The sequence below is a fragment of the Novosphingobium sp. SG707 genome, assembly GCF_012275515.1.
Taxonomy (GTDB): domain Bacteria; phylum Pseudomonadota; class Alphaproteobacteria; order Sphingomonadales; family Sphingomonadaceae; genus Novosphingobium.
The window spans coordinates 1-21,888 of record NZ_JAAZQL010000010.1 but is presented as its reverse complement, the minus strand read 5'-3'; the positions used below and the strand labels follow the sequence as shown (position 1 = coordinate 21,888).

The 21,888-nt window shown below is 63.8% G+C and carries 18 protein-coding genes and 1 pseudogene; 10 read left to right on the top strand and 9 right to left on the bottom strand.

The annotated features are described in order from the left end of the window. The 4 genes from FHW92_RS21430 to FHW92_RS21415 are packed head-to-tail and all read left to right on the top strand — an operon-like array spanning window position 1 to window position 4,057. On the top strand, window positions 1–1,425 hold the full coding sequence (locus tag FHW92_RS21430; protein WP_210428648.1) for a bifunctional enoyl-CoA hydratase/phosphate acetyltransferase: 1,425 nt from the start codon (window positions 1–3) through the stop codon (window positions 1,423–1,425). Then, the gene (locus FHW92_RS21425) at window positions 1,422–2,621 is read left to right on the top strand and encodes an acetate/propionate family kinase (RefSeq protein ID WP_168605330.1); all 1,200 of its coding nucleotides are present in this window, start codon (window positions 1,422–1,424) and stop codon (window positions 2,619–2,621) included. Before FHW92_RS21430 ends, FHW92_RS21425 begins: the two co-directional genes overlap by 4 nt. Beyond that, entirely contained in the window at window positions 2,618–3,391 is a 774-nt protein-coding gene (gene fabI / locus FHW92_RS21420; RefSeq protein ID WP_168605329.1) for an enoyl-ACP reductase FabI, read from the top strand. The genes FHW92_RS21425 and fabI overlap by 4 nt, the downstream gene beginning before the upstream one ends. Window positions 3,392–3,430: 39 nt before the next feature. Next, window positions 3,431–4,057: a TetR/AcrR family transcriptional regulator gene (locus FHW92_RS21415; protein ID WP_168605328.1), complete on the top strand. Its 627-nt coding sequence runs from the start codon at window positions 3,431–3,433 to the stop codon at window positions 4,055–4,057. 29 nt (window positions 4,058–4,086) lie between these two features. Here FHW92_RS21415 and FHW92_RS21410 read toward each other — a convergent pair whose 3' ends face one another. The 4 genes from FHW92_RS21410 to FHW92_RS21395 form a co-directional block, all read right to left on the bottom strand. Beyond that, window positions 4,087–4,968 carry an alpha/beta hydrolase gene (locus FHW92_RS21410; protein WP_168605327.1) on the bottom strand — a complete coding sequence of 294 codons (882 nt, stop codon included), beginning with the start codon at window positions 4,966–4,968 and terminating at the stop codon, window positions 4,087–4,089. Next, window positions 4,952–6,379 carry an aldehyde dehydrogenase family protein gene (locus FHW92_RS21405; RefSeq protein WP_246870343.1) on the bottom strand — a complete coding sequence of 476 codons (1,428 nt, stop codon included), beginning with the start codon at window positions 6,377–6,379 and terminating at the stop codon, window positions 4,952–4,954. Before FHW92_RS21405 ends, FHW92_RS21410 begins: the two co-directional genes overlap by 17 nt. 22 nt (window positions 6,380–6,401) lie before the next feature. Next, window positions 6,402–7,169: an HpcH/HpaI aldolase/citrate lyase family protein gene (locus tag FHW92_RS21400; RefSeq protein WP_168605325.1), complete on the bottom strand. Its 768-nt coding sequence runs from the start codon at window positions 7,167–7,169 to the stop codon at window positions 6,402–6,404. Between the two features lie 69 nt (window positions 7,170–7,238). Beyond that, window positions 7,239–8,543, bottom strand: coding sequence for an MFS transporter (locus FHW92_RS21395; protein WP_168605324.1), 1,305 nt, complete (start codon window positions 8,541–8,543; stop codon window positions 7,239–7,241). Between the two features lie 314 nt (window positions 8,544–8,857). On the opposite strand from FHW92_RS21395, the gene FHW92_RS21390 reads away from it, so the two are divergent. The 4 genes from FHW92_RS21390 to FHW92_RS21375 all read left to right on the top strand — a co-directional run bounded on the left by FHW92_RS21390 (window position 8,858) and on the right by FHW92_RS21375 (window position 15,195). Beyond that, on the top strand, window positions 8,858–9,850 hold the full coding sequence (locus FHW92_RS21390; protein WP_168605323.1) for an MBL fold metallo-hydrolase: 993 nt from the start codon (window positions 8,858–8,860) through the stop codon (window positions 9,848–9,850). A 64-nt stretch (window positions 9,851–9,914) separates the two neighbouring features. Then, window positions 9,915–12,788, top strand: a complete 2,874-nt coding sequence (locus tag FHW92_RS21385; RefSeq protein WP_168605322.1) for a TonB-dependent receptor — start codon at window positions 9,915–9,917, stop codon at window positions 12,786–12,788. A gap of 55 nt (window positions 12,789–12,843) precedes the next feature. Beyond that, complete coding sequence (locus FHW92_RS21380; protein WP_168605321.1) at window positions 12,844–14,244, top strand: FAD-binding oxidoreductase; 1,401 nt, start codon at window positions 12,844–12,846, stop codon at window positions 14,242–14,244. Window positions 14,245–14,274: 30 nt separating this feature from the next. Then, window positions 14,275–15,195, top strand: coding sequence for a LysR family transcriptional regulator (locus FHW92_RS21375; RefSeq protein WP_168605320.1), 921 nt, complete (start codon window positions 14,275–14,277; stop codon window positions 15,193–15,195). Here the strand turns inward: FHW92_RS21375 and FHW92_RS21370 are convergent. From FHW92_RS21370 to hpaH, 5 genes are read right to left on the bottom strand one after another with little or no spacing between them, the layout of a single operon-like run. After that, window positions 15,164–16,564, bottom strand: a complete 1,401-nt coding sequence (locus FHW92_RS21370) for an FAD-binding oxidoreductase (RefSeq protein WP_210428638.1) — start codon at window positions 16,562–16,564, stop codon at window positions 15,164–15,166. The two genes, FHW92_RS21375 and FHW92_RS21370, sit on opposite strands and share 32 nt — an antisense overlap. Window positions 16,565–16,569: 5 nt before the next feature. After that, window positions 16,570–17,469: a fumarylacetoacetate hydrolase family protein gene (locus FHW92_RS21365; protein ID WP_168605318.1), complete on the bottom strand. Its 900-nt coding sequence runs from the start codon at window positions 17,467–17,469 to the stop codon at window positions 16,570–16,572. A gap of 4 nt (window positions 17,470–17,473) precedes the next feature. Then, complete coding sequence (locus FHW92_RS21360) at window positions 17,474–18,340, bottom strand: extradiol ring-cleavage dioxygenase (protein ID WP_168605317.1); 867 nt, start codon at window positions 18,338–18,340, stop codon at window positions 17,474–17,476. Next, window positions 18,337–19,809: an aldehyde dehydrogenase family protein gene (locus tag FHW92_RS21355; protein ID WP_168605316.1), complete on the bottom strand. Its 1,473-nt coding sequence runs from the start codon at window positions 19,807–19,809 to the stop codon at window positions 18,337–18,339. Before FHW92_RS21355 ends, FHW92_RS21360 begins: the two co-directional genes overlap by 4 nt. A gap of 25 nt (window positions 19,810–19,834) precedes the next feature. Continuing rightward, window positions 19,835–20,641 (bottom strand): 2-oxo-hept-4-ene-1,7-dioate hydratase, encoded by an 807-nt coding sequence (gene hpaH / locus FHW92_RS21350; protein ID WP_168605315.1) that lies wholly within the window; start codon window positions 20,639–20,641, stop codon window positions 19,835–19,837. A gap of 168 nt (window positions 20,642–20,809) precedes the next feature. Between hpaH and FHW92_RS21345 the strand changes: the two genes are divergently transcribed. Further along, window positions 20,810–21,769, top strand: coding sequence for a 2-dehydropantoate 2-reductase (locus tag FHW92_RS21345; RefSeq protein ID WP_168605314.1), 960 nt, complete (start codon window positions 20,810–20,812; stop codon window positions 21,767–21,769). 18 nt (window positions 21,770–21,787) lie between these two features. Further along, window positions 21,788–21,888, top strand: a pseudogene (locus tag FHW92_RS21340) (electron transfer flavoprotein subunit beta/FixA family protein); the annotation flags it as partial.

The window sequence follows — 21,888 nt, the reverse complement described above, 5'->3', positions numbered from 1 at the left end:
ATGACGACGACTCCCGCCATGATCGAGAACCGCACCTTTGACGAGATCGCGATCGGCGATACCGCCAGCCTGTCGCGCACGCTCAGCCAGCGCGACATTCAGCTTTTCGCGCTGGTGTCCGGAGACGTCAATCCCGCCCATCTCGACCCGGAATTTGCGGAGGGCGACATGTTTCACCACGTCATCGCGCATGGCATGTGGGGGGGCGGGCTGATTTCCGCCGTGCTGGGCACCGAATTGCCGGGGCCGGGCACGATCTATCTGGAACAGAGCCTGCGCTTTTTGCGGCCTGTGGCGGTGGGGGACACGATCACGGCGCGCCTCACCGTTTCCGCCAAGGCCGAGCAGCACCATATCGTCACGCTCGATTGTCTGTGCACCAATCAGGCGGGCGAGGAGGTCATCAGCGGTGTGGCAAGCGTCAAGGCGCCCACCCGTAAAGTGCGCCGCCCGCGTGCCAGCCTGCCCGATGTCAGCCTGTCGAGCCATGATGCCTATCGCCGGTTGATGGCGGCGGCCAAGGCCGCTCATCCGGTGACCACGGCAATTGCCCATCCCTGCAGCGCGGCGGCCATCACCGCTGTGGCCGAGGCGGTGGAGGCCGGACTGATCGTGCCCATCCTGGTCGGCCCCGAGGCCCGCATTCGGACCACAGCGCAGGAGGCCGGGGTCGATATCGCCTCTTTCCGCATCGTTGATGCGCCCCACAGCCATGCGGCCGCAACAGCGGCGGTGGAACTGGTCCGGACCGGAGAGGCCGGACTGCTGATGAAGGGGTCGCTCCATACCGATGAACTGATGGCGGCGGTGGTCGCGCGCGAAACCGGATTGCGCACGGAAAGGCGGATCAGCCATGTCTATCTGATGGATGTGCCGGGCCATCCCACGCCCCTGCTGATCACCGATGCGGCGGTCAATATCGCACCGAGCCTGATCGAGAAGGCCGATATCATCCGCAACGCGATCGACCTTGCCCATGTGATCGGCATAGAACAGCCCAAGGTTGCCATTCTTTCGGCCGTGGAAATGGTAAACCCGGCCATTGCCTCGACGATCGATGCGGCCGCGCTGTGCAAGATGGCGGATCGGGGCGAGTTTGCCGGGGCGCTGCTCGATGGACCGCTGGCCTTTGACAATGCCATCAACGAAGGCGCCGCAAAGGAAAAAGGCATCGTCTCGCCCGTCGCGGGCAAGGCGGAAATCCTCGTGGTCCCCAATCTGGAGGCGGGCAATATGCTGGCCAAGCAACTGACCTTTCTGGGCGGGGCGGATGCGGCGGGTATCGTGCTAGGCGCGCGGGTGCCGATCATCCTGACCAGCCGGGCCGACAGTCTGACCACCCGCCTTGCCTCTTGCGCCGTGGCCGTGCTGCTGGCCCATGCCGGGACGAAGGCGGCGCCCGGCCTGTTCAGGCCTGCCTTGTGAGCAGCGCTCTTATCAGCCTCAACTCGGGCTCATCGAGCATCAAATTCGGCCTTTACACGCTGGAGCAGGATGGGCCGCGCCACGCGGCGGGCGGCAAGCTGGAAGGGATCGGCAGCGATCCGCGCATCCTTGTCCGCAAGGATGACGGCGAAGTCCTGCTCGAAAAATCCTGGCCCGGCGGGGCGGGGCTGACTCACGAGGATCTGCTGGGCGAACTCTATGGCTGGGCTCAGGATCATCTGCGCGAGCATGAGATTGTCGCGGTGGGCCACCGGGTGGTGCATGGCGGCGGGGTTTTTTGCGCGCCGCAAAGAATTGATCCGGCCCTTGTCGCCAGGCTGGAGGCCTTCTCTCCGCTCGCGCCGCTGCATCAGCCCCACAATCTGGCCGCCATCCGCGAGATCGCCCGCATGGCGCCCCATCTCCTTCAGGTCGCCTGTTTCGATACCGCGTTTCATCATGCCATGCCTGCGGTGGCCACGCGATTGCCCCTGCCGCGTCGGTTCGCGGAAAAAGGGGTTCGGCGCTACGGCTTTCATGGCCTGTCCTATGAATATATCGCCCGGCGTCTGGGAGAAATCGATCCCGGATTGGCCAAGGGGAGGGTGATCGTCGCCCATCTGGGTAATGGGGCGAGCCTTTGCGCGATGCGCGACGGGGCCGGCATCGACACGACCATGGGGTTTACCGCGCTCGACGGGCTGATGATGGGCACGCGCAGCGGCGCGCTGGACCCCGGCGTCGTCCTGCATCTGATGCTTCAGGAGGGGATGAGCGCGCGGCAGGTCGAAGCCCTGCTCTATGGCCAGTCGGGCCTGCTGGGCGTGTCCGGCGTATCGGGCGATATGCGCGTGCTCCATGCCAGTGCGGACCCTCATGCGAAAGAGGCGATAGAGCTGTTCGTCTGGACCGTCGCGCGCCAGATGGGCGGTCTGATCGGCTCGCTCGAAGGGCTGGACGGCATCGTCTTTACCGCCGGAATTGGCGAGAACGATCCTGTCATCCGAGCGGCGATCTGCGCGCGCATGGCATGGGCGGGCGTCCTTCTGGACGAGGCGGCCAATGCCGCGAATGCCCCCGTGATCACCCGGCCCGACAGCCGCATCGCGGTGCGGGTCATCCCCACCGATGAAGAACGCATGATTGCATTCCACACTTTCAACATTCTGGATGATCAGCAGGGAGCAAGGTCATGAAACCGTTGGTGGATCTTTCGGGCAAGCGCGGCCTTGTGGTAGGGATCGCCAACGAACACAGCATTGCCGCAGGATGCGCGGCGGCCTTTGCGCAATGCGGCGCCACGCTGGCCGCGACCTATCTGAACGATAAGGCCAAACCTTTTGTCGAGCCGGTGGCCGAGCGGTTGGGCATGGATTGGCTGGCGCCCTGCGATGTGCGCGAACCGGGCCAGCTTGAAGCGCTGTTCGATGAGGTGAGGGCGCGCTGGGGTAAGCTGGACTTTCTGCTTCACTCCATTGCCTTTGCGCCGAGGGCGGATTTGCAGGGCCGGGTTGTCGATTGCTCGGCGGAAGGTTTTGCCATGGCCATGGACGTGTCATGCCACAGCTTTTTGCGCATGGCGCGGCTGGCCGAACCGCTGATGCCGGATGGAGGTTGTCTGATGTGCGTGACCTTCTACGGGTCGGAACGGGTGGTGGCCCATTATAATCTGATGGGCCCGGTCAAGGCGGCTCTGGAAAGCGCGACCCGCTATGTCGCGGCCGAACTGGGCCCGAAGGGCATCCGCGCCCATGCCCTGTCGCCCGGCCCGATTGCCACGCGCGCGGCCAGCGGGATCGACCGCTTTGACGAATTGCTGGAGCGCGCCGCCGCCGCTGCTCCGGCCGGAACGCTGGTGTCGATCGAGGATGTCGGCGCGCTTGCCGCTTTTCTGGCCAGCGATGCCGCGCGCCATATCACGGGCACCATCGTTCCTGTTGACGCCGGGCAGCAATTGATGGCCTAAGCGCGCCTCAAAATCGCCGTCGAACCCAAGAGTGCCCAGATGCCGAACCAGAAAAAGGGCCCCTACAGCCTGTCCGAGAAGCGCGAGATGACCCGCGCGCAGAATATGGAAAAGATCGAGGTGGCGGCGTGGAAAGTCTTTTCAACCCTTGGCCTTGATGGCGCCACGGTGCGCGACATTGTGAACGACAGCGAGGTTTCGGCGGGGAGTTTCTACAATTATTACCGCACCAAGGAGGCGGTGTTTGACAAGCTGGTCGCCCGCCTGATCGAGCGCATCCGCCTTGAGATCGCGGCGGCCAGAACGGGGGCGCAGGATATCGAGACGATGCTGTGCCAGGGCTATGGCGCTTTCATGAACATGCTGCTGTCTTTGCCGGGAGGCGCGGAATTCTTTGAACGAAACCAGCACCATATAAGGTCGAGATTGTTCGGGTCGGCGCAGATCAGGGCTTTGCTGGCGGATATTGAAATTGACATTGCGGGTCTGGGCGCTCTGGAGAGCCTGTCGGAAAGCGAGCGCAAGCTCCTTGTCTCGATCATGTTTGCCACCGGCACAGAGGCGCTATTCGGCGCCTTGAAAACCCGCGACGCCGACATTCAGGGGCTGGCCCGGTTTCTCGCCAGACTGCTGGCCCATGGCATAAACGGAAGCTGCAAGGGCTGAAAGCAGCCGTCCGTTGGCAGGACGCCGGGCTAAGCGAACAATCTGTCGCAAAATTCCGCGATACTGTCCTCCAGCCTTCGATCCGAAGTGCCCAGATGCATGGCTATCGTATAGTGATTGTGGCCGGGAAGACTCATGCTGCATGGCAGCGCGCCATGGCGGGTTAGCCGCTTTTGCAGCAGCCCCAGATACTCGGCCTGAAAGCGTGCGGGATCATATTGCGCACAGGCCATCATCATGGGCAAAGGCGTGGAGGCCAGCGCTTCGAGAGGTGATTTGTCGCAGGCGCTGTCGGCCGCCCCGTAATATTCCTCGTCCTTGGGTTCGAGCGGGGTGATGCCATACAGGCCCGACAACAGGATGGCGCCGCGCACCAGATCGGCATGATCCGGGCGCAGCCGCAAAAAGCCCCCTACATGCGCCGCCCCGGCGGAAGTGCCCATGATGACGATCCGATCCGGATCGCCGCCATGATCGGCCGCATGGGCGCGCAGAAAATCCACCGCCGCGCCCACATCCTGCGCGCCCGCAGGCCATGGATGGTCGGGCGCCAGACGATAGTTCATTACAGCGCCGATCCACCCGCGCCGCGCCGCCATCCGCCCCACGGCGCCATTGTGCCAGCGGGCGGGATCGGACGGATCGCCCTTGTCGCCCCCGACAAAGGCCCCGCCGTGAACAAACAGGAGTACCGGCTTTGGCGCTTCCCCGGCCGCCCCATACAGGTCCAGCCGGTGGCGCTCATGCGGACCGTAGGCCAGATCGCGGGCGGCGGCCGGGACGGCGCAGGACAGCGCTTCCTGCTGCGCGCCGAACAGGGCGCGGCAGGAAGCGAGCACATCAGGCCCCAGCGTCCGGCCGAATTGCGCGATGGCGTCCCGGATGCGAGCGGGGTCAACCGGCCCGGACATAGGCGGTCTTGACTGTTGTAAAGAATTCAGCGGCATAGCGGCCCTGTTCGCGCGGGCCGAAACTCGATTTCTTGCGGCCGCCAAAGGGCACGTGGTAATCCACCCCGGCAGTGGGAAGATTGACCATCACCATGCCCACATCGGCATGGCGCCTGAAATGCGCGGCATGTTTGAGCGACTGTGTGCAGATCCCGGCGCAGAGGCCGACATCGACATCATTGCAGATCTCCAGCGCCTCGTCATAATCCCTGACGCGGATCACCGAGGCCACGGGGCCGAACACTTCCTCCTGATTGATCCGCATGGGCGAAACGGTGTCGGCAAACAGCGTGGGGGCAAGGTAAAAGCCGTTGTGCTCCCGCGTCAGGCGCGCGCCTCCGACAATCAGGCGGGCGCCTTCGGCCTGGGCGATGGCGATATAGTTCAGGTCAACATCAAGCTGTCGTTGGTCCACCACCGGGCCGATGGTGGTGGCCGGATCGCGCGCATCGCCCACGGTCAGCGCCCGCATCGCCTCGCTCAATCGGGCGATGAAGCGATCATGGATCCCTTCCTGCACGATGAGGCGCGAGGAGGCGGTGCATCTCTGCCCCGTCGAGAAGAACGAGCCGTCGAGCGCGACCTGAACCGCCAGATCGAGATCGGCATCGTCCAGCACGACCAGACCGTTCTTGCCGCCCATTTCGAGCTGCACCTTGATGCCGCGCTCGCCGGCCTTGCGCAGGATCGTTTGGCCCACCCCCGCCGAGCCGGTAAAGCTGACCGCGTGAACGCCCGGCCCCATCAGCGCGTCGCTCAATTGCGCGCCCTTCCCCAGCACCAGATTGAATACCCCCGCCGGAACGCCCGCACGGCGGATAATGTCGGCCAGTTCCCATGCGCAGCCCGGCACCAGTTCGGCGGGTTTGAACACCACGCAATTGCCAAAGGCGAGCGCGGGGGCGATTTTCCAAGCCGGGATCGCCATCGGGAAATTCCACGGCGTAATCAGCGTTACCACGCCCAGCGGTTCGCGGGTGATCTCGACCTGAACGCCGGGGCGCACCGAGGGCAGCAGTTCACCGCTTTGCCTCAGGCATTCTCCGGCGAAAAAGCGGAAGATGTTGCCCGCTCGGGTCACCTCGCCCATCGCTTCGCGCAGGACCTTGCCTTCCTCGCGCGCGAGCAGTCCGGCCAGTTCCTCGCGCCTGGCCAAAATTTCGCCCGCGATCCGCTCAAGCATGTCTGCGCGCGATTGCGGGTCGAGCATGGCCCATGCCGGAAAGGCGGCCTGCGCGGCCTCGATCGCCATCGTGACATCCTCGGGCGAGGCGCAGGCATAATCGCCGATAATGTCGCCCGTGTCCGAAGGGTTGATGTTGGGCAGGGCGGCGCCGGGGCGCCATGCGCCGCCGATCAGATTGTGTTTCAATTCCTGTCCTTTTTGTCTGGAATCAGGCGAAGCGCCCGCGCAGGGCATCGACCGCGCGCGAGAGCAGGATGGCGTCGGCGCCCACCGCGACAAAGGCAAAGCCGCGCTCGATACATTCACGCGCGCGCGCTTCATCCAGCACAAAGATCCCGGCGGGTTTCCCGGCGGCGTTTGCGCGGTCGAGACAGTGCCAGATCTTCTCCCATACGGCGGGATGATCGGCCTGCCCGGGCAGGCCCATTGTGGCGGCAAGGTCGGCCGGCCCCATCAGCAGGGCGTCGATACCGGGCGTTGCGGCGATGGCATCGATGTTTTCCACCCCGGCTGCGGATTCGATTTGCGCGATGAGGCAGATTTCATCACGCGCCCGGGCGATGTAATCGGGCATGCGCGACCATCGCGCCGCGCGCGTCATGGTGGCGATCCCGCGTATGCCCTGCGGCGGATAGGCCACCGCCTGGGTCAGCGCCAGCGCCTGCGCCGCGCTTTCCACCATCGGGATCATCAGCGATTGCGCGCCAATGTCGAGATAGCGCTTGATCAGCGCGGCATCGCCATGGGGAAGGCGCACCACGGCCTGCGTGCGATAGGCCGCAACCGCCTGAAGCTGGGGCAGGACCGAGGGTACATCATTGACGCCATGTTCGGCATCGATCAGCAGCCAGTCGAAATCCCCGGCGGCGCAGAGTTCCGCGCAGATGTGGCTGCCAAGGGCCGACCACAGGCCGATCTGGCAGGACCCTTGCGAAAGCCTTTGCTTGAACATGTTCGAGGGCAGGGGAAGCGGCATGGTTATCTCCGGTCTGCGCGATGGCCCGCGATGTCTTTGGTCGGGCGGCAGAAAGATGGTGGAAAGCGATCAGGGGCGGGGCGATGCCATGGCTTCGGCATGGCGGGCGGAGCGGTTCGCGGCCCTTGCCGAAGGGATATGCTGGGCAATGATGGCCAGCGCCACCGCGCTGCCCGCCATGGCCAGCGCCAGCAGGGTGAAAAAGCCCACCGTGCTGCCGCTGGAGAGCAAATAGAAACCGGCGAGCGAACTGGCCATGGCGCCCACGCGGCCAAAGCCCAGCGCCGCGCCCACCCCGGTGGCGCGCATCGCGGAGGGGTAAACATGCGAGGCCAGCGCAAACATCGTCGTCTGGACGCCATTGACGGTAAAACCGAGCGCCGTCAGCACCATCAGCAAACCGGTGCGCGACAGGCCACCGGTTCCGGCCAGCAGGGCGAGCGTGGCGATGGCCGCGCCGATGGCGGCAAGGCCGGTCATCGTGACGCGCGAACCCAGACGCCCGATCACCAACGCGGCGAGCAAGGCCCCCGCCACGCCGCCAAAGTTGAAGCTGGCCAGGCCAAGACTGGCGGTTTTCTGATCGAAGCCCGCGCTGGCCAGTGTTGCGGGGAGCCAGCTGAAGGTGGTGTAAACCGCGATCAGGCACAGGAAGAAGGCGGCCCAAAGGCCCACCGTGTCGCGCAGGAAAGCGGGGGCGAACAATTGCCCGATACTGGCGCGTTTCCGGGGCGCGATCGCTGCGCCATGCATCTGTTTCGCGGCCCTGCTGGCCAGAAAACTGGGCGACTCAGGCAGCCACAGTGCAAGGGCCAGCGCAAGCAGGCAGGGGATGGAGCCGGCCACCAGAAACATCGCGCGCCAGCCATGCGTTGGCAGAATGTCGGCCGCCACCATGCCGCCCAGCACGCCGCCGAGCGGCACGCACACAATCGTGGCGGTAACGGCAAAGGGCCGCGCGCGCACCGGGCTGAATTCGGCGGCCAGCGCTGTGGCATTGGGCATCGCCCCGCCCAGACCAAGCCCCGTCAGGAAGCGGATCAGGGTGAGGGATTCGATATTGGTGGCCAGCGCGGTGGCCAGCGTGAAAAGGCCGAAAAGCGCGACGCTGGCGATCATCATCTTGCGCCGCCCCAGACGGTCGCCCAGCACACCGGCAATCGCGGTCCCTACCGTCATCCCGGCCAGGCTCATGAAAGAGGCGGGCGCCAGCGCGGACGCGGCCATATGCCATTCACGCGCAATGCCGGCCACCGCCAGACCCAGCGCCTGATTGTCAAAGCCGTCAAAAATGATCGCCAGCGCCGAAAGGGTAACGCCCAGCACGCGGGTGCCGTTCCAGTCTTCCGCTTTCTGGTCCGATGGATGGGCCATGTGTGTTTCGCGCTCGACCGGCACTGCTCTTCCCTTGCTCTTTATGTTTCATGGGACGGTGTGCCTTGCCACCGTCGATGCGTGATGGATGACGTGATGCCCGCATATCGTCAACGAAAATTGTACAGTTTTTGCCAGAAGATTTGCGGAAATGTGAGTGCAAGCCAGCGATGAAAATCATTCAATATACTATAAAATAACGATAAAAATAGAAAAAACCGACCTTCTTTTATCCGTTGCATAACGGGCATAAAATACATATAAACTTTGCAATAGCGGATTATATAAAACAAAACATCATAATGGAGAGGTCTATGAGAATCGGAATGGCTGCGCGGGTTTCGGCTCTGGCGCTGCTTGCGCTGGGCGGTGCGGCAATCGCGCAGGGTAATGGCGCGGCCCGCGCCACGCCCAAGGAGGCGCAGGTCCATATCGACCGCGCGATGGCGCTGGCGGGCAAAACCTATATGCGCACCACGGCCAGCCTGCAGTGTGGCCTGTCCGGTCCGGCGATGTCGCGCTTTGCCAATGCCGCCGTGCCGGAGCCGACGGAACTGTTCGACAATTTCTATTATGTCGGTGTGAGCAGTGTCGGCGCCTATGCAATCAGGACGCGCGAAGGCATCATCCTGATTGATGCGCTCAACACCAGCGAGGACGGCGTGAATGTCATCGAGGCGGGACTGAAGAAATTCGGCCTCAACCCCGCCGATGTGAAATATATCGTCGTCACCCACGGCCACGGCGACCATTTCGGGGCCGCAGGCTATTTCGCCCAAAAATACGGCACGCATGTGATGATGAGCGCGGCGGACTGGGGGCTGGTGGCCAAACCGCCGATGCGCCCGGCAGGCGCGCCGCCCGCCCGTTTCAGCCCGCCGCCCGCCCGCGATCTGGACGCGCGCGACGGCATGGTCCTGTCGCTGGGCGGTCAGGATATCCGCATCGTTGAAACCCCCGGCCATACGCCGGGCACGATTTCGCTGCTGGTGCCGGTCACGGTCCATGGGCAGAAGCATCTGTTGGCCATGTGGGGCGGCACGGGCGTGCCGCGCGATGCCGAGATGCGGGCGAAATACATCGCCTCCTCGGAACGTTTCGCGGCCATTTCCACAAAGGCAGGCGCGGATATCGAGCTGAGCAATCATCCGTTTGTCGATGACAGTTTGACGCGCATGGACGATCTGCGGGCCCATCCGCGCGGCGCCAATCCGTTTGTGATCGGGCGCGGCGCCTATGCCAAATATGCCGGGATCATCACTGAATGCGCCAAGGCGGTGGCTGAGGGCGGGCCGACGGCGAACTGACCCGGAAGTTTCAGAATATCATTATCGAACAAATGAATATCCCGAGGAAAAGGGAGGGGGGACTATGCGCGTTTTTTTGAGGAAATCACTGTTGCTGGCCGGTGCGGCCATGGTGGGGGGCGCTCCGGCGCTGGCGGCGGAAGCGGCCGGGCCTGCTGAAAGCGGGGCGGTGGAGGCCGCCATCGTCGTGACCGGTTCACGCATTGCCAAGGCCGGTTTCGAGGCGCCCACGCCGACCACGGTGGTGGACGCGACGGCGCTGAACGCTGCGCCCCAGCCGACCGTGGCGCAATATCTCAACCAGTTGCCCGCCCTTTCGGGTTCGACCTCGCCGCGCACGGCGGGCAATGGCGTGGGCGGGGGCACGCAGGGCATGAATTCGCTCAATCTGCGCGGGCTGGGGCTCAGCCGGACGCTGGTGCTGCTCGACAACCGCCGCGTGGTGGGCAGCGCGACCACCGGCGCGGTCGACCTCAACCTCCTGCCCACCACGCTGCTTCAGCGTGTCGATGTGGTGACGGGCGGCGCTTCGGCGGCATGGGGTTCGGATGCGGTCGCGGGCGTGGTCAACCTTGTTCTCGACAAGCATTTCTCCGGGCTGAAAGGCAATATCCAGAAGGGCATATCGACCTATGGCGATGGCGGCGAATTGCGCGCCGAACTGGCCGGTGGCCATGCCTTCGCCGAAGGGCGGGGCCATATTCTGGCCAGCGTGTCCTACAGCAGTTCGGACAGCATCGACCGCGTGGATTCGCGCCCCTGGTATGTCGGCACCAAGCTGATCAGCAACCCGGCCTATGCGGCGGGCAATGGCCAGCCCAAGCTGCTGGTTGCCGACCATGTCAATTCGCCCACCGGCACCTATGGCGGCCTGATCACCACCGGCCCGCTGGCCGGAACCCAGTTCCTTCCCGGCAGCGTGCCCGCCCCCTTCAACTTCGGCACGGTCGGTGTGCCAGTAAGCGGCCTTGGGACGCCGGGTCTTTCGACCACGGCCTATTCCGGCACCCAGCACAGTATCAACGGCACGCCCAACGATCTGGGCGCGGCCAACCAGATCTCGGCCTCGACCAAGGTGTTCAGCACTTTCCTGCGCGGCTCGTTTGATGTCACCGACAATATCAACCTGTTCGGCGAATTCATTTACGGCAAGTCGATCGCGGATTCGCTCTCGGTGCCCTATTTCACCATGGTGCCCAACGGCAGCCCGCTGACCATTGCGCGCAGCAATGCCTATCTGCCTGCGGCTACGGCAACGGCGATGGATAATGCCGGGGTCAGTTCCTTTACACTGGGCCGTCTCAACATGGACCTTGGCGAGGCCGCGCCGCATAATGAGCGCGAGCTCTACCGCTATCTGGTCGGGGCCGACATCAAGCTGGGCGGCAGCTGGAACGCGCATCTCTATTACGAGCATCAATTGAGCCGCATCCTCAACGAAGTGCGCAATGACCAGTTGCGTTCGGCCTTTGCGCTGGCGGTGGATGCGGTGCAGGTGACGCCCGCCAATGTGGGTTCATCGGGCCTTGCGCTGGGCAGCATCGTCTGCCGTTCCAGCCTGGGCGCGCCGACCAACGGATGCGTTCCCTTCAACGTGTTCGGGCCACAGAATGTGACGGCGGCCCAGCGTGCCTATCTGGTCGGCACCGCGCGCCAGCGTATCAGCATGACCGAGGACGTCGCCTCGGCCTCGGTGGGCGGCGATCTGTTTAACCTGCCTGCGGGCGCGGTCACGCTGGCCGCGGGCGCGGAATATCGCCGCGAAAGCCATTCGGCCGACGCCGACGCCCAATCGCAGCGCAATATCACCGATACCGGCCCCGGCACGGGCAATTGGTGGGTAGGCAATTACAAGCCTTCCTCGGGCGGGTTCACCGTCAAGGAAGGTTTTGCCGAAGTGCTGGTGCCCTTGCTCAAGGATTCGGCAATCGGCCGCAAGCTGGACTTCAACGGCGCGGCGCGTGTCACCCATTACAGCACCAGCGGCACCGTGACCACGTGGAAGGCGGGCCTGACCTGGGATATTGCGGGCGGCCTCAAGCTGCGCGGGGTGCAATCGCGCGATATCCGCGCGCCCAACCTTGGCGACTATTACCTGGGCGGTTCGGCCACCAGCCAGACCGTGATCGATGGCCCCAACGGCAATGTCTCGGTGCTGCGCATCCAGTCGGGCAACACCAATCTGGTGCCCGAAGTCGCCTCCACCACCACGCTGGGCGCGGTCTATCAGCCGACCTTCCTGCGCGGGTTCAGTATTGCGGTCGATTATTTCCGCATCAAGATTGACGGGGCCATTGCCACGCCCGCGCCGCAATATGTGGTCGATCGTTGTCGCGATGGTTCGATCCCGGCCATGTGCAGCCTGTTGGTGCGCAACAGTTCGGGCACGCTGACCACGGTTCTGGTGCAGCCGCTGAACTACAAGACCGAGTTGATGTCGGGCGTCGATGTCGAGGCCAGCTATCGCTTCCGTCTGGGCAAGGGTATGGTCTCGCTGCGCAGCCTCTGGACCTATACCGGCGAGCACAAGCTGATCGACAATGGCGTGGTCGACAGCCTGCTGGGCGAAGTGGGGCAGGGCAATGGCCCGGTCAAACTGCGCGGGTTCAATTCGGTCAGCTATGATTCGGAAAGTCTCGCGCTTTCGCTGCGTCATCGCTTTATCGGACAGGGGGTGATCGATGCCGCCTGGACTTCTGCCGATATCAACAACAACACCGTGTCCGCGATCAGCTATTTTGACATGTCGGCCACGGCCAAGGTCCGCAGCGGCGGCGTCAATTTCGAAGTCTTCGCCTCGGTGGACAATATGTTCAACGCCGCCCCGCCCCGCGCGCCGGGCATTTTGGGCACTACCAACACGACGATCGGCACGGCGGCGGCCACCTATGATCTGATCGGCCGGTATTTCCGCGCCGGTGTCCGGTTCAAGATGTAATGTCGGCCGGTGGGCTGTCCCTTGGGCGGCCCACCCAAGCCTGTGGGGAGAGCCTGTGAATCCGTTAGTCCAATTTCTCGAACACCTGCCTCCCCATATCCCGCATTCGGTCGACGAGTTTGACCGCAGGCGGCATTTGCGCGATTTCACCCTGCCCCGCGCGGTAGAGCATCTTCCGCTGCTGGTCGCCTATCCGCGCGATGCCGATCAGGTGGCGGCGGTGATGAAGGCGGCCTCGGCATGCGGGATGCATGTTGTGCCGCAGGGCGGCCTGACCGGCATGGCGGGCGGCGCTTTGCCCAGCGCGGGCAGTATCGCGCTCTCGCTGGAAAAGATGCGTGGGGTCGAGGAAGTCGACACTTTCGCCAATACGGTGACGGTGCTGGCGGGCACGCCTTTGCAGGCGGTGCAGCAGGCCGCGCAGGATGCGGATCGTTTCTTTGCGGTCGATTTCGGTTCGCGCGGTTCCTGCACCATCGGCGGCATGCTGGCCAACAATGCGGGGGGCAACCGTGTCTTGCGCTATGGCATGACCCGCGATCAGGTGCTGGGGCTGGAGGTGGTGCTGGCCGACGGCACGATCATCAGCAACATGAACAAGATGATCAAGAACAACGCGGGCTATGACCTGCGCAACCTGTTTATCGGCAGCGAGGGGACGCTGGGCATCATCACCCGCGCGGTCCTGCGCCTGTTCCCCGCGCCGCGCAGTTCCAATACGCTCCTGTGCGCTGTTGATGGGATCGATCAGGTCCACCGCCTGCTGGCGCTGGCGCGCGGCGCGCTGGGGGCCCAGCTTTCCGCCTTCGAGGTGATGTGGGAGGATTTCTACGCGATCACTCATGACGTGACCGGCCGCTCGCCGCTTTCACCCGAAGCGGGCACGCATTTCATTCTGCTCGAAGCGCTCGGTTCGGACGAGCAGGCCGACGGGATGATCTTTACCCGCTTTGCCGAGCAGGCGTTTGAGCAGGGAATTCTGCAGGATGCGGTGCAGGCCCAGTCGCTGAGCGATGCGGAGAGCTTCTGGCGGATCCGCGATTCCAGCGGTGAGCTTTCGCATCTCTGGGGCAAGGGCGCCGTGGTGAATTTCGATGTCAGCGTACCGGTGGCTCGCGCGGAGGAATTCGTCACCCTGTGCCGAGAGGCGCTGGCGCGCGATATTCCGGGCGGAGAGGCGGTGTTTTTCGGCCACCTGGCCGACAGCAACATGCACCTTGCCGTGCCGGACCCCAGCGGGCAACAGCGTGAAGCGATCTGCCGCACCGTCTATGCCACGGTGCGGGCGATGGGGGGGTCAGTTTCGGCCGAGCACGGGATCGGCCTCGATAAGCGACAATATCTGCATTATTCACGCAGCGAGGCGGAAATCGCGCTGATGCGGCGGCTCAAGCAGATGCTGGACCCGCAAGGGCTGCTCAATCCCGGCAAGATATTACCGGAAAGTCTCGCTTGATTATCCACTTTTTCTTTATAAAAGGGATTTGTGAGCAAACAACGCATCAGCAATCGACAGATCGAAGCCTTCATTCGCGTGGCCGAATGCAGCAGCTTCACGGGCGCGGCCCAGCGCATGCAATTGACCAATTCGGCGATCAGCAGCCTGATTTCCGAATTGGAAAGTGCAATCGGCCTGCGATTGTTCGAGCGCAGCACAAGACGCGTGGTGCTCAACGAACATGGGCGCCAGTTCATGCCCTCCGCGCTCAGCTTTATCCGCACGCTCAAGGCGGTCGAACGCATGGCCGAAACGCTGGGCGATCAGGCGAGCGACACGATCCGCATTGCAGCGCCAATGGTGGTGGCGGCCGCCATCCTGCCCCCGCTGATCGCTGAATTCGAGGCTGCGCATCCCGATTGCGAGGTGCATATTCTCGACACAGGGGTTGAGTGGCTCTCCGAACGGGTGGCCACAGGCGAGGCGGATCTGGCCGTGGGCCCCGACCGCGTGACCGAGGAAACGGTGCAGTCCGAGAGCCTGTTGCCCAGCAAATGGGTGGTGTGGCTTTCGCCCGAACATCCGCTGGCCGCGCAGTCGCATCTGCGCTGGCGCGATCTGAAGGGCGTGAAATTCCACACCGGCGGGCATGACCATGAACGGATCATCGAACAGGCCATGTCTGGTCTGGACGAGAGCGAGCGGGTGGTGCCTGGGCAGGTGTTTGACAATATCACCACCGCGCTCGGCCTTGCCGCCGCCGGGGTGGGGGTGGCGCTGTGCCCGGCCTATGTCGCGCCGCTGGCCAATGCTTTCCGGCTGGAGATGCGGCGGCTGATCGACCCGGAATTCACGCGCTATGTCATGCTTTACAGTTCGGCGATCCGTCCCCAGTCGGAACGGATCGCCGAATTTTCCGCCTTGCTGCGCAAGCGCTTCAAAGAGCTAGGAGTTTCCCAGGATTCATGATCCCTTGCGGGTCGAGCGCTTGTTTGATGCTGCGCATCAACTGGCGTTCGGGGGTGGGGCGATAGGCATCGGCCTCGTCGCGCCGCAGCACGCCCAGCCCGTGTTCGGCCGAAATCGTGCCGCCCGCTGCCATCACCAGATCATGAACGATACGGTTGACCTCGGCCTGACGGGCCATGAAGCTCGCCTTGTCCTCGCCGGGGGCGGGGGAATAGTTGAAATGCAGGCTGCCGTCGCCAAGGTGGCCGAAGAGCACCGGCCGGATGTCGGGATGGCGCGCGCGCACCGCTTCGACCGCCGCGGGCATGAAGGCGGCAATCGCCGAAATGGGCAGGGCAATGTCATGCTTGATGGTGGCGCCTTCCGCGCTCTGCGCCTCGGAAATGCCTTCGCGCAGGGCCCAGAGCGCCTGCGTTTGCGTGAGGCTTTCGGCAATCACCGCGTCCAGCACAAGGCCATCCTCAAAGGCCTGGCCCAGCGCTTCTTCGATGGCGGCGCGGGCGGCCTCCTCGCTGGTGAAATCGGTGAATTCGATGAGGATGTACCACGGATAGCGCTCACCAAACGGATCGCGCGCGTCATGGCCATGGCGCAGCACCAGTTCCAGACATTCGCGTGAGAGCAGTTCAAACGCCGTCAGCCGATCCGCATAACGCGCGCGCAGGACCTCGAGCAGACCCATCGCCGCCCCGCAATCCGCAACCGCCACCAGCGAGGCAAGCCGCGCCGCCGGCTGCGGATAGAGTTTGAGCACCGCGCCGGTGATGATCCCCAGCGTGCCCTCGGATGCAATATAGAGGTCGCGCAGGTCATAGCCTGAATTGTCCTTGCGCAGTCCTTTCAATCCGCTCCACACTTCGCCCGCAGGCGTGACAACCTCCAGCCCCAGACAGAGTTCGCGTGCATTGCCATAGCGCAGCACCGCCGTCCCGCCCGCATTGGTGGCCAGATTGCCGCCGATCGTGCAGGAACCCTCGGCTGCAAGGCTGAGCGGGAAATAGCGCCCGGCATCGCGCGCGGCCTCCTGCACGCTGGCCAAAATCACCCCGGCATCGACCGTCATCGTATTGTTGACCGGATCGATCGTCCGGATGCGGTTGAGCCGCGTTAGCGCAACCACAAGGTTCAGCCCCTCGGCGGGCGGGGTGGCCCCGCCCGACATGCCGGTGTTGCCCCCCTGCGGCACCAGCCGAACGCCGTTTTGCCCGCACCAGCGCACCAGCGCGCAGACCTGATCGACGCTTTCCGGCAGGGCGACCGCGATGGCCGCCCCCGTCCACATCTTGCGCCAGTCGGTCAGGTAGGGCGCCACATCGTCGGCATCCACCAGCAACTTGCCGTCATAGGCCGCACGCAGACTGTCCAGCATGGCCATCACCGCCCGCGCGACGCGGCTTGATAATTGGCGAGAAGGTCGGGGCGGACCCGCTCGTCAAAGCCCAGCGCCACGCGGCGCACCTCGGGCGTATCGAGCGGGGGATGCCCGATACCGGCCGCGCGCGGTTCGGGCGCGGACACCACATCGCAGCCAAGGCGCCCAAGGTTGGTGATTTCCACCTCGATCCTGTCGCCCGGATCAAGCGAGCGCGAATGGGCGGGCGTGCCGGTCATGATGATATCGCCCGGCATCAGCGTGATATAGCGGGCGATGTCGGCGATGATGAAATCGGCTTCCCAGATCAGTTCTTCGCCGATATTGGCTTCCTGCACCAGCAAGCCGTTGCGATAAGTGCGCAGCGTTTCCTTGCGCGGATCGACGCCGCGCACGATGCCGGGGCCAATCGGGCAATAGCCGTCCATGCCCTTGACGCGCAGCATCGAGCCCTGATCCGTATCGCGGAAATCCTGCGCGCCCATGTCGAGCAGCGGGGCGAAACCGGCGATGCAGTCCCATGCCTCCTCGGGCGTGACATTGCGCGTCACCTTGCCGATGATCGCGGCCACTTCGCCTTCGTAATTGAGATAGCGCATCCCGTCATATTTGACGATCTTGCCGTTGTGGCCGTTGGTGGCCGTGGGCGGCTTGGTGAAATAGGTGGGATTGTCGGTCGGCTTGGGCTTGTTGCGCGTTTCCATCGAGCGCGAGACATAGGTGATATGTGCGCCTATGATCTTGGTCGGCTCGCAAGGGGGCAGGTGGATCATCCGCGCCGGATCGACCACGCGCCCGTCATCCAGCGCCAGCATCGCATCATCGCGCATCGTGCCCCAGCAGGCCGAGCCTTCAACCATCACCCGGCGGCGTTCGATCCGCGGTCCTTCAAATACGCTCATTGTGTCAAACCTCGAACCAGATGTGGATATTGCCCGTGCCCCGGGCGTTTTCATATTCGCTGAGCGCGGTGCCGGGCGCGCGGCAATCGGCCCCGCCCATCGCGCCGACCATCTGCAGATAATGGCCGCCCAGCCCTTCCCACGGAATCTTGCGATAGACGGTGGGGAAGCGCTCGACGATCACGTCATGGCGGCCCTGACGGAACAGTTCGATGACCTCCAGATCGCTGGCGATATTTTCCGGGCTGGACACATTGGCCGCATCGAAAATGCGCGGGCTTTTGCGTTCCCAGTCGATCTCGTTGAACTTGTGGCTAAGCGCGCCCGAGGCGAGCAGCACCACGCGCTTGCCGCTGCGGCGGATGGCCTCGCCCACCACCGCGCCCATTTCAAGGAAATGGTGCGACTGGCAATTCTGGCAATTGCTGGCTGTCAGATAGGGCACATCAAGGCCCAGCTTGGTCACCAGATTGAGCGTGGCATATTCATGCGTCAGATGCGGATCATCAATCGCCATGGCCAGCACGCCGCGCTCCTCGGCCACGCTCTGACACATTTTCGCCAGGTCCGGACAGCCGCGATAGTCGAATTCCAGCCCGTTGAGATACCACGGCATTTCCACCGAAGTATAGGTGCCCTGGTGATGCGCGCGGGCATCGAGCAGGTGAAAGCCGGTGGTGAACCAATGCGAGTCAAAGATCAGAATCGCATCGGGCGACACCGCCTCAATCCGCGCGCGCAGACGCTTGAAGCCCTCGATCAGGTCGGAATCGCGGCCCGCGCCATCCTCCAGCCGGAACTCGTCGGTCTGCATGAGGCCGGGATGGTGCGAGACAATCGCGCTCCCGACGATTTTTCCTTCGTTGCTCATCGGTGTGCAAAGCTCGCCTTGAAGGGTTGTTTGGGCGTGATGACGTCCTTGACGTCGCAGAAGAAGTCGAAGCTCCATTCGCCGCCTTCGCGGCCTACGCCCGATTGCCCGCGCCCGCCAAAGGGCGCGGCCAGATCGCGGATGGTAAAGCTGTTGATCCAGATAAAGCCGGTGCGGACCTGATCGGCCACGGTCTGTGCATGGGCCTGTTCGCCATAGCAGATGCCGCCAAGACCATAGACCGTGCTGTTGGCCAGAGCGATGGCCTCCTCGTCACTGGCAAAGGTCTGCATTACCAGCACCGGCCCGAAGACTTCCTGCTGAACGATCTCGGCATCATTGGCGACATCGCAGAACATGGTCGGCTGGAAATATTGCGGGCCGAAATCGTGGCGCTCGCCGCCCCACAGGGTGGTGGCCCCGGCCGCCTTGGCGCGCTCGACAAAGCCCGCCACGCGTTCGACCTGGCGCGGATGTATGATCGGGCCGACCTCGGTGGCCGGATCGCGCGGATCGCCCACGACCAGATTGGCCACCACGGCGCGCATCTTTTCGACAAAGGCGTCGCGGATGGATTCGTGGACCAGAAAGCGTGTGCCCGCCAGACAGACCTGTCCGGCATTGCGATACATCAGTGCGCCGGTGGCCGCTGCCGCATCCAGATCGGCATCCTTCAGCACGATAAAGGGCGATTTTCCACCCAGTTCCAGACTGCACGGCACCAGATTGGCCGCCGCCGCCGTTGCCACCAGTTTGGCCGTGGGAACCGAGCCGGTGAAGGAAATACGCGCGAGGCGGGGATCGGCCACCAGCCTTGCGCCGGTCGTCGCGCCCATGCCCTGAACGATGTTGAACACGCCCGGCGGCAGCCCCGCCGCATCGGCCGCATCGGCCAGCAGCGAGGTGGTGAGCGGCGCCCATTCGGGCGGCTTGATGACCACCGTGTTGCCCGAAGCCAGCGCGGGGCCAGCCTTCCACGTGGCCAGCATCAGCGGCGAATTCCACGGCGTGATGATCGCGCAGACGCCCGCCGGATCGTGGCGCACCTGATGAATGGCCTGCGTGGTTTCGATCACGCGGTCCTGAAGGGTCAGTGCCTCCTTGGCAAACCATGTGATGTTCAGCATGGCGCGCGGCACAATGCCGTGACGCATGCGCGAGAGCAGCACGCCCGCATCATTGGCCTCGGCCAGGGCAAAGGCTTCCTCGCGCTTGCCGATCTCCTCGGCAAAGCGTTCAAGATAGGGCAGGCGCCCCGCCGCCCCCAGCGCCGCCCATCCGGGAAAGGCGGCCTGCGCGGCAGAAACAGCGGCATCGACATGTTCGTCCAGCCCCGCCGATATCCTGCCCAGAACTTTCTGGTCGACCGGGCAGAAGGTTTCGAAAGTTTCGCTGGAGGCGACCCGCCGTCCGTTGATGTAATGATCGGGCGAGATGGGATGCCCGTCGATATGGATCATGTCTGCCATAGGTTGCAGCCTTGTCTTGAGTGGCTCAGATAAAGCGGGTGGTGATGACGCCCAGCGGGCCGTAATCGACCGCGAATGTGTCGCCGCGCACCCCGCCGATGGGGGCAGTGAAGGATCCGCAAAGGATGATCTGTCCCGGTTCGAGGGCGATCTCATGCGGCGCCAGCTTGTTGGCCAGCCATGCGATGCCCGTGGCCGGATGGCCCAGCACGGCGGCGGCCACGCCCGATTCCTCGATGATGCCATTGCGCTCGATCCATGCCGCCACACGGCGCAGGTCGACGGCATCGGGGGCAAAGCGCGCCTCGCCCAGGATGACCCCGGCATTGGCGGCATTGTCGGCAATCGTGTCCAGCGCCTTGCGCGTGTTGCCGGTGGCGGCATCCACCCGGTCGATCCGCATGTCGATCAGTTCGAGCGCCGGGCGGACATGATCGGTGGCCGCCAGTACATCCTCCAGCGTGACGCCCGGCCCGCGCAACTCGTGCTTGAGGAAAAAGGCCAGTTCGACCTCGATGCGCGGCTCGACAAAGCGGTCGAGCGGGATATCCTCGCCGCTGTGAAACAGCATATCGTCCAGCAGGACCCCGTAATCGGGTTCGGTGATATTGGCGGCCTTCTGCATGGCCCGGCTGGTCAGGCCGATCTTGCGGCCGATGACCTTGCGGCCCTGCGCCAGCTTGATGTCGATCCACGCGCTCTGGATGGCATAGCCATCCTCCATTGTCATGTCGGGATGGGCCAGGCTGATCTGGCGGATGGGGGTGCGTTCGCGTTCGGCCTTGTCCAGGCTGGCGGCATAATCGCGCCTTTGTTCGGTTGAAATGGGCATCCTTCTCACCCTTGCATGGCGTTCCGGCGCTTCCGGCCGGGTTCGGATTCATGGGATAATGGCAACGGACGCCATTATCAACAAAAACTTTATAGTAGAGTTTATAATCCATTTCATCTATCGAGTTCAAAAAGAGCGCGACGGCGGGAAAAGCGGAAAGGACAATCCATGCAGGTTGGGATAATCGGCGCGGGAGCGATCGGCGGATGGATCGCCGCGCGTCTGGCGCATGGCGGACATGATGTGCGGATTCTGGCCCGCGCCGAGACGGGTAAAGCCTTGCGTGCCGATGGGCTGGCGCTGGTTCAGGATGGGGAGCGTATGGTCCTTTATCCCCGGATTTGCACAGATGCGCAGGAAGTGGGACCGTGTGATCTGGTCATCGTGGGCGTCAAATCCTTCGCTCTGGAATCGGTGGCGCCATCCATCGCGGCGATGATGAAGCCCGAAACACTTGTGGTGCCTATGCTGAACGGCGTGCCCTGGTGGTTCATGGGGCGGGATGTCTTGCTGCGCTCGGTCGATCCTCACGGGATTTTGCAGAAATTCTTGCCCTATGAGCAGATTGTCGCCTGCGTTGTGCATGCCGCCGCGGCGCGGACATCCCCCGCCGAAATCACCCTGTTTCGGGGTGACCGCCTGATCATGGGCGAGCCGGACGGCGGGGCGGGCGGGCGCGTGTCGGCTCTGGTCGATCAGTTCCAGGCGGCGGGCCTGCCTGCGGAGCAGAGCCATGATGTCCGCGCGGATATCTGGTTCAAGCTTTGGGGCAATATGACCATCAACCCGATCTCTGCGCTCACGCTGGCAACGGCAGACCGCATTCTGGATGATCCGCTGGTCCTCGGCCTGATCGCGGCGGTGATGGAGGAGGCACGCGAAATCGGCCGACGCATCGGTTGTCCGATCGAGCAATCCACGGTGGAGCGCAATGCCGTGACCCGCAAGCTGGGCGCATTTCGGACCTCCATGCTGCAGGATGTGGACGCATCGAGGCCTATCGAACTGGACGCGCTGCTGGCGGCCCCGAGGGAAATCGCCGCGATGGTTGGCGTGGCGACGCCCTCGCTCGACATCCTGTTCGGCCTGACCAGACTGATGGGTGTTTCGCGCGGCATCTATGGATAGGAATTTGGAGTTTTGACCATGAAATGTTTGGTGCCGATCAAGCGGGTGCTTGACTACAACGTGAAGCCACGTGTGAAGGCGGATGGGACGGGTGTTGATCTGAGCAATGTGAAGATGAG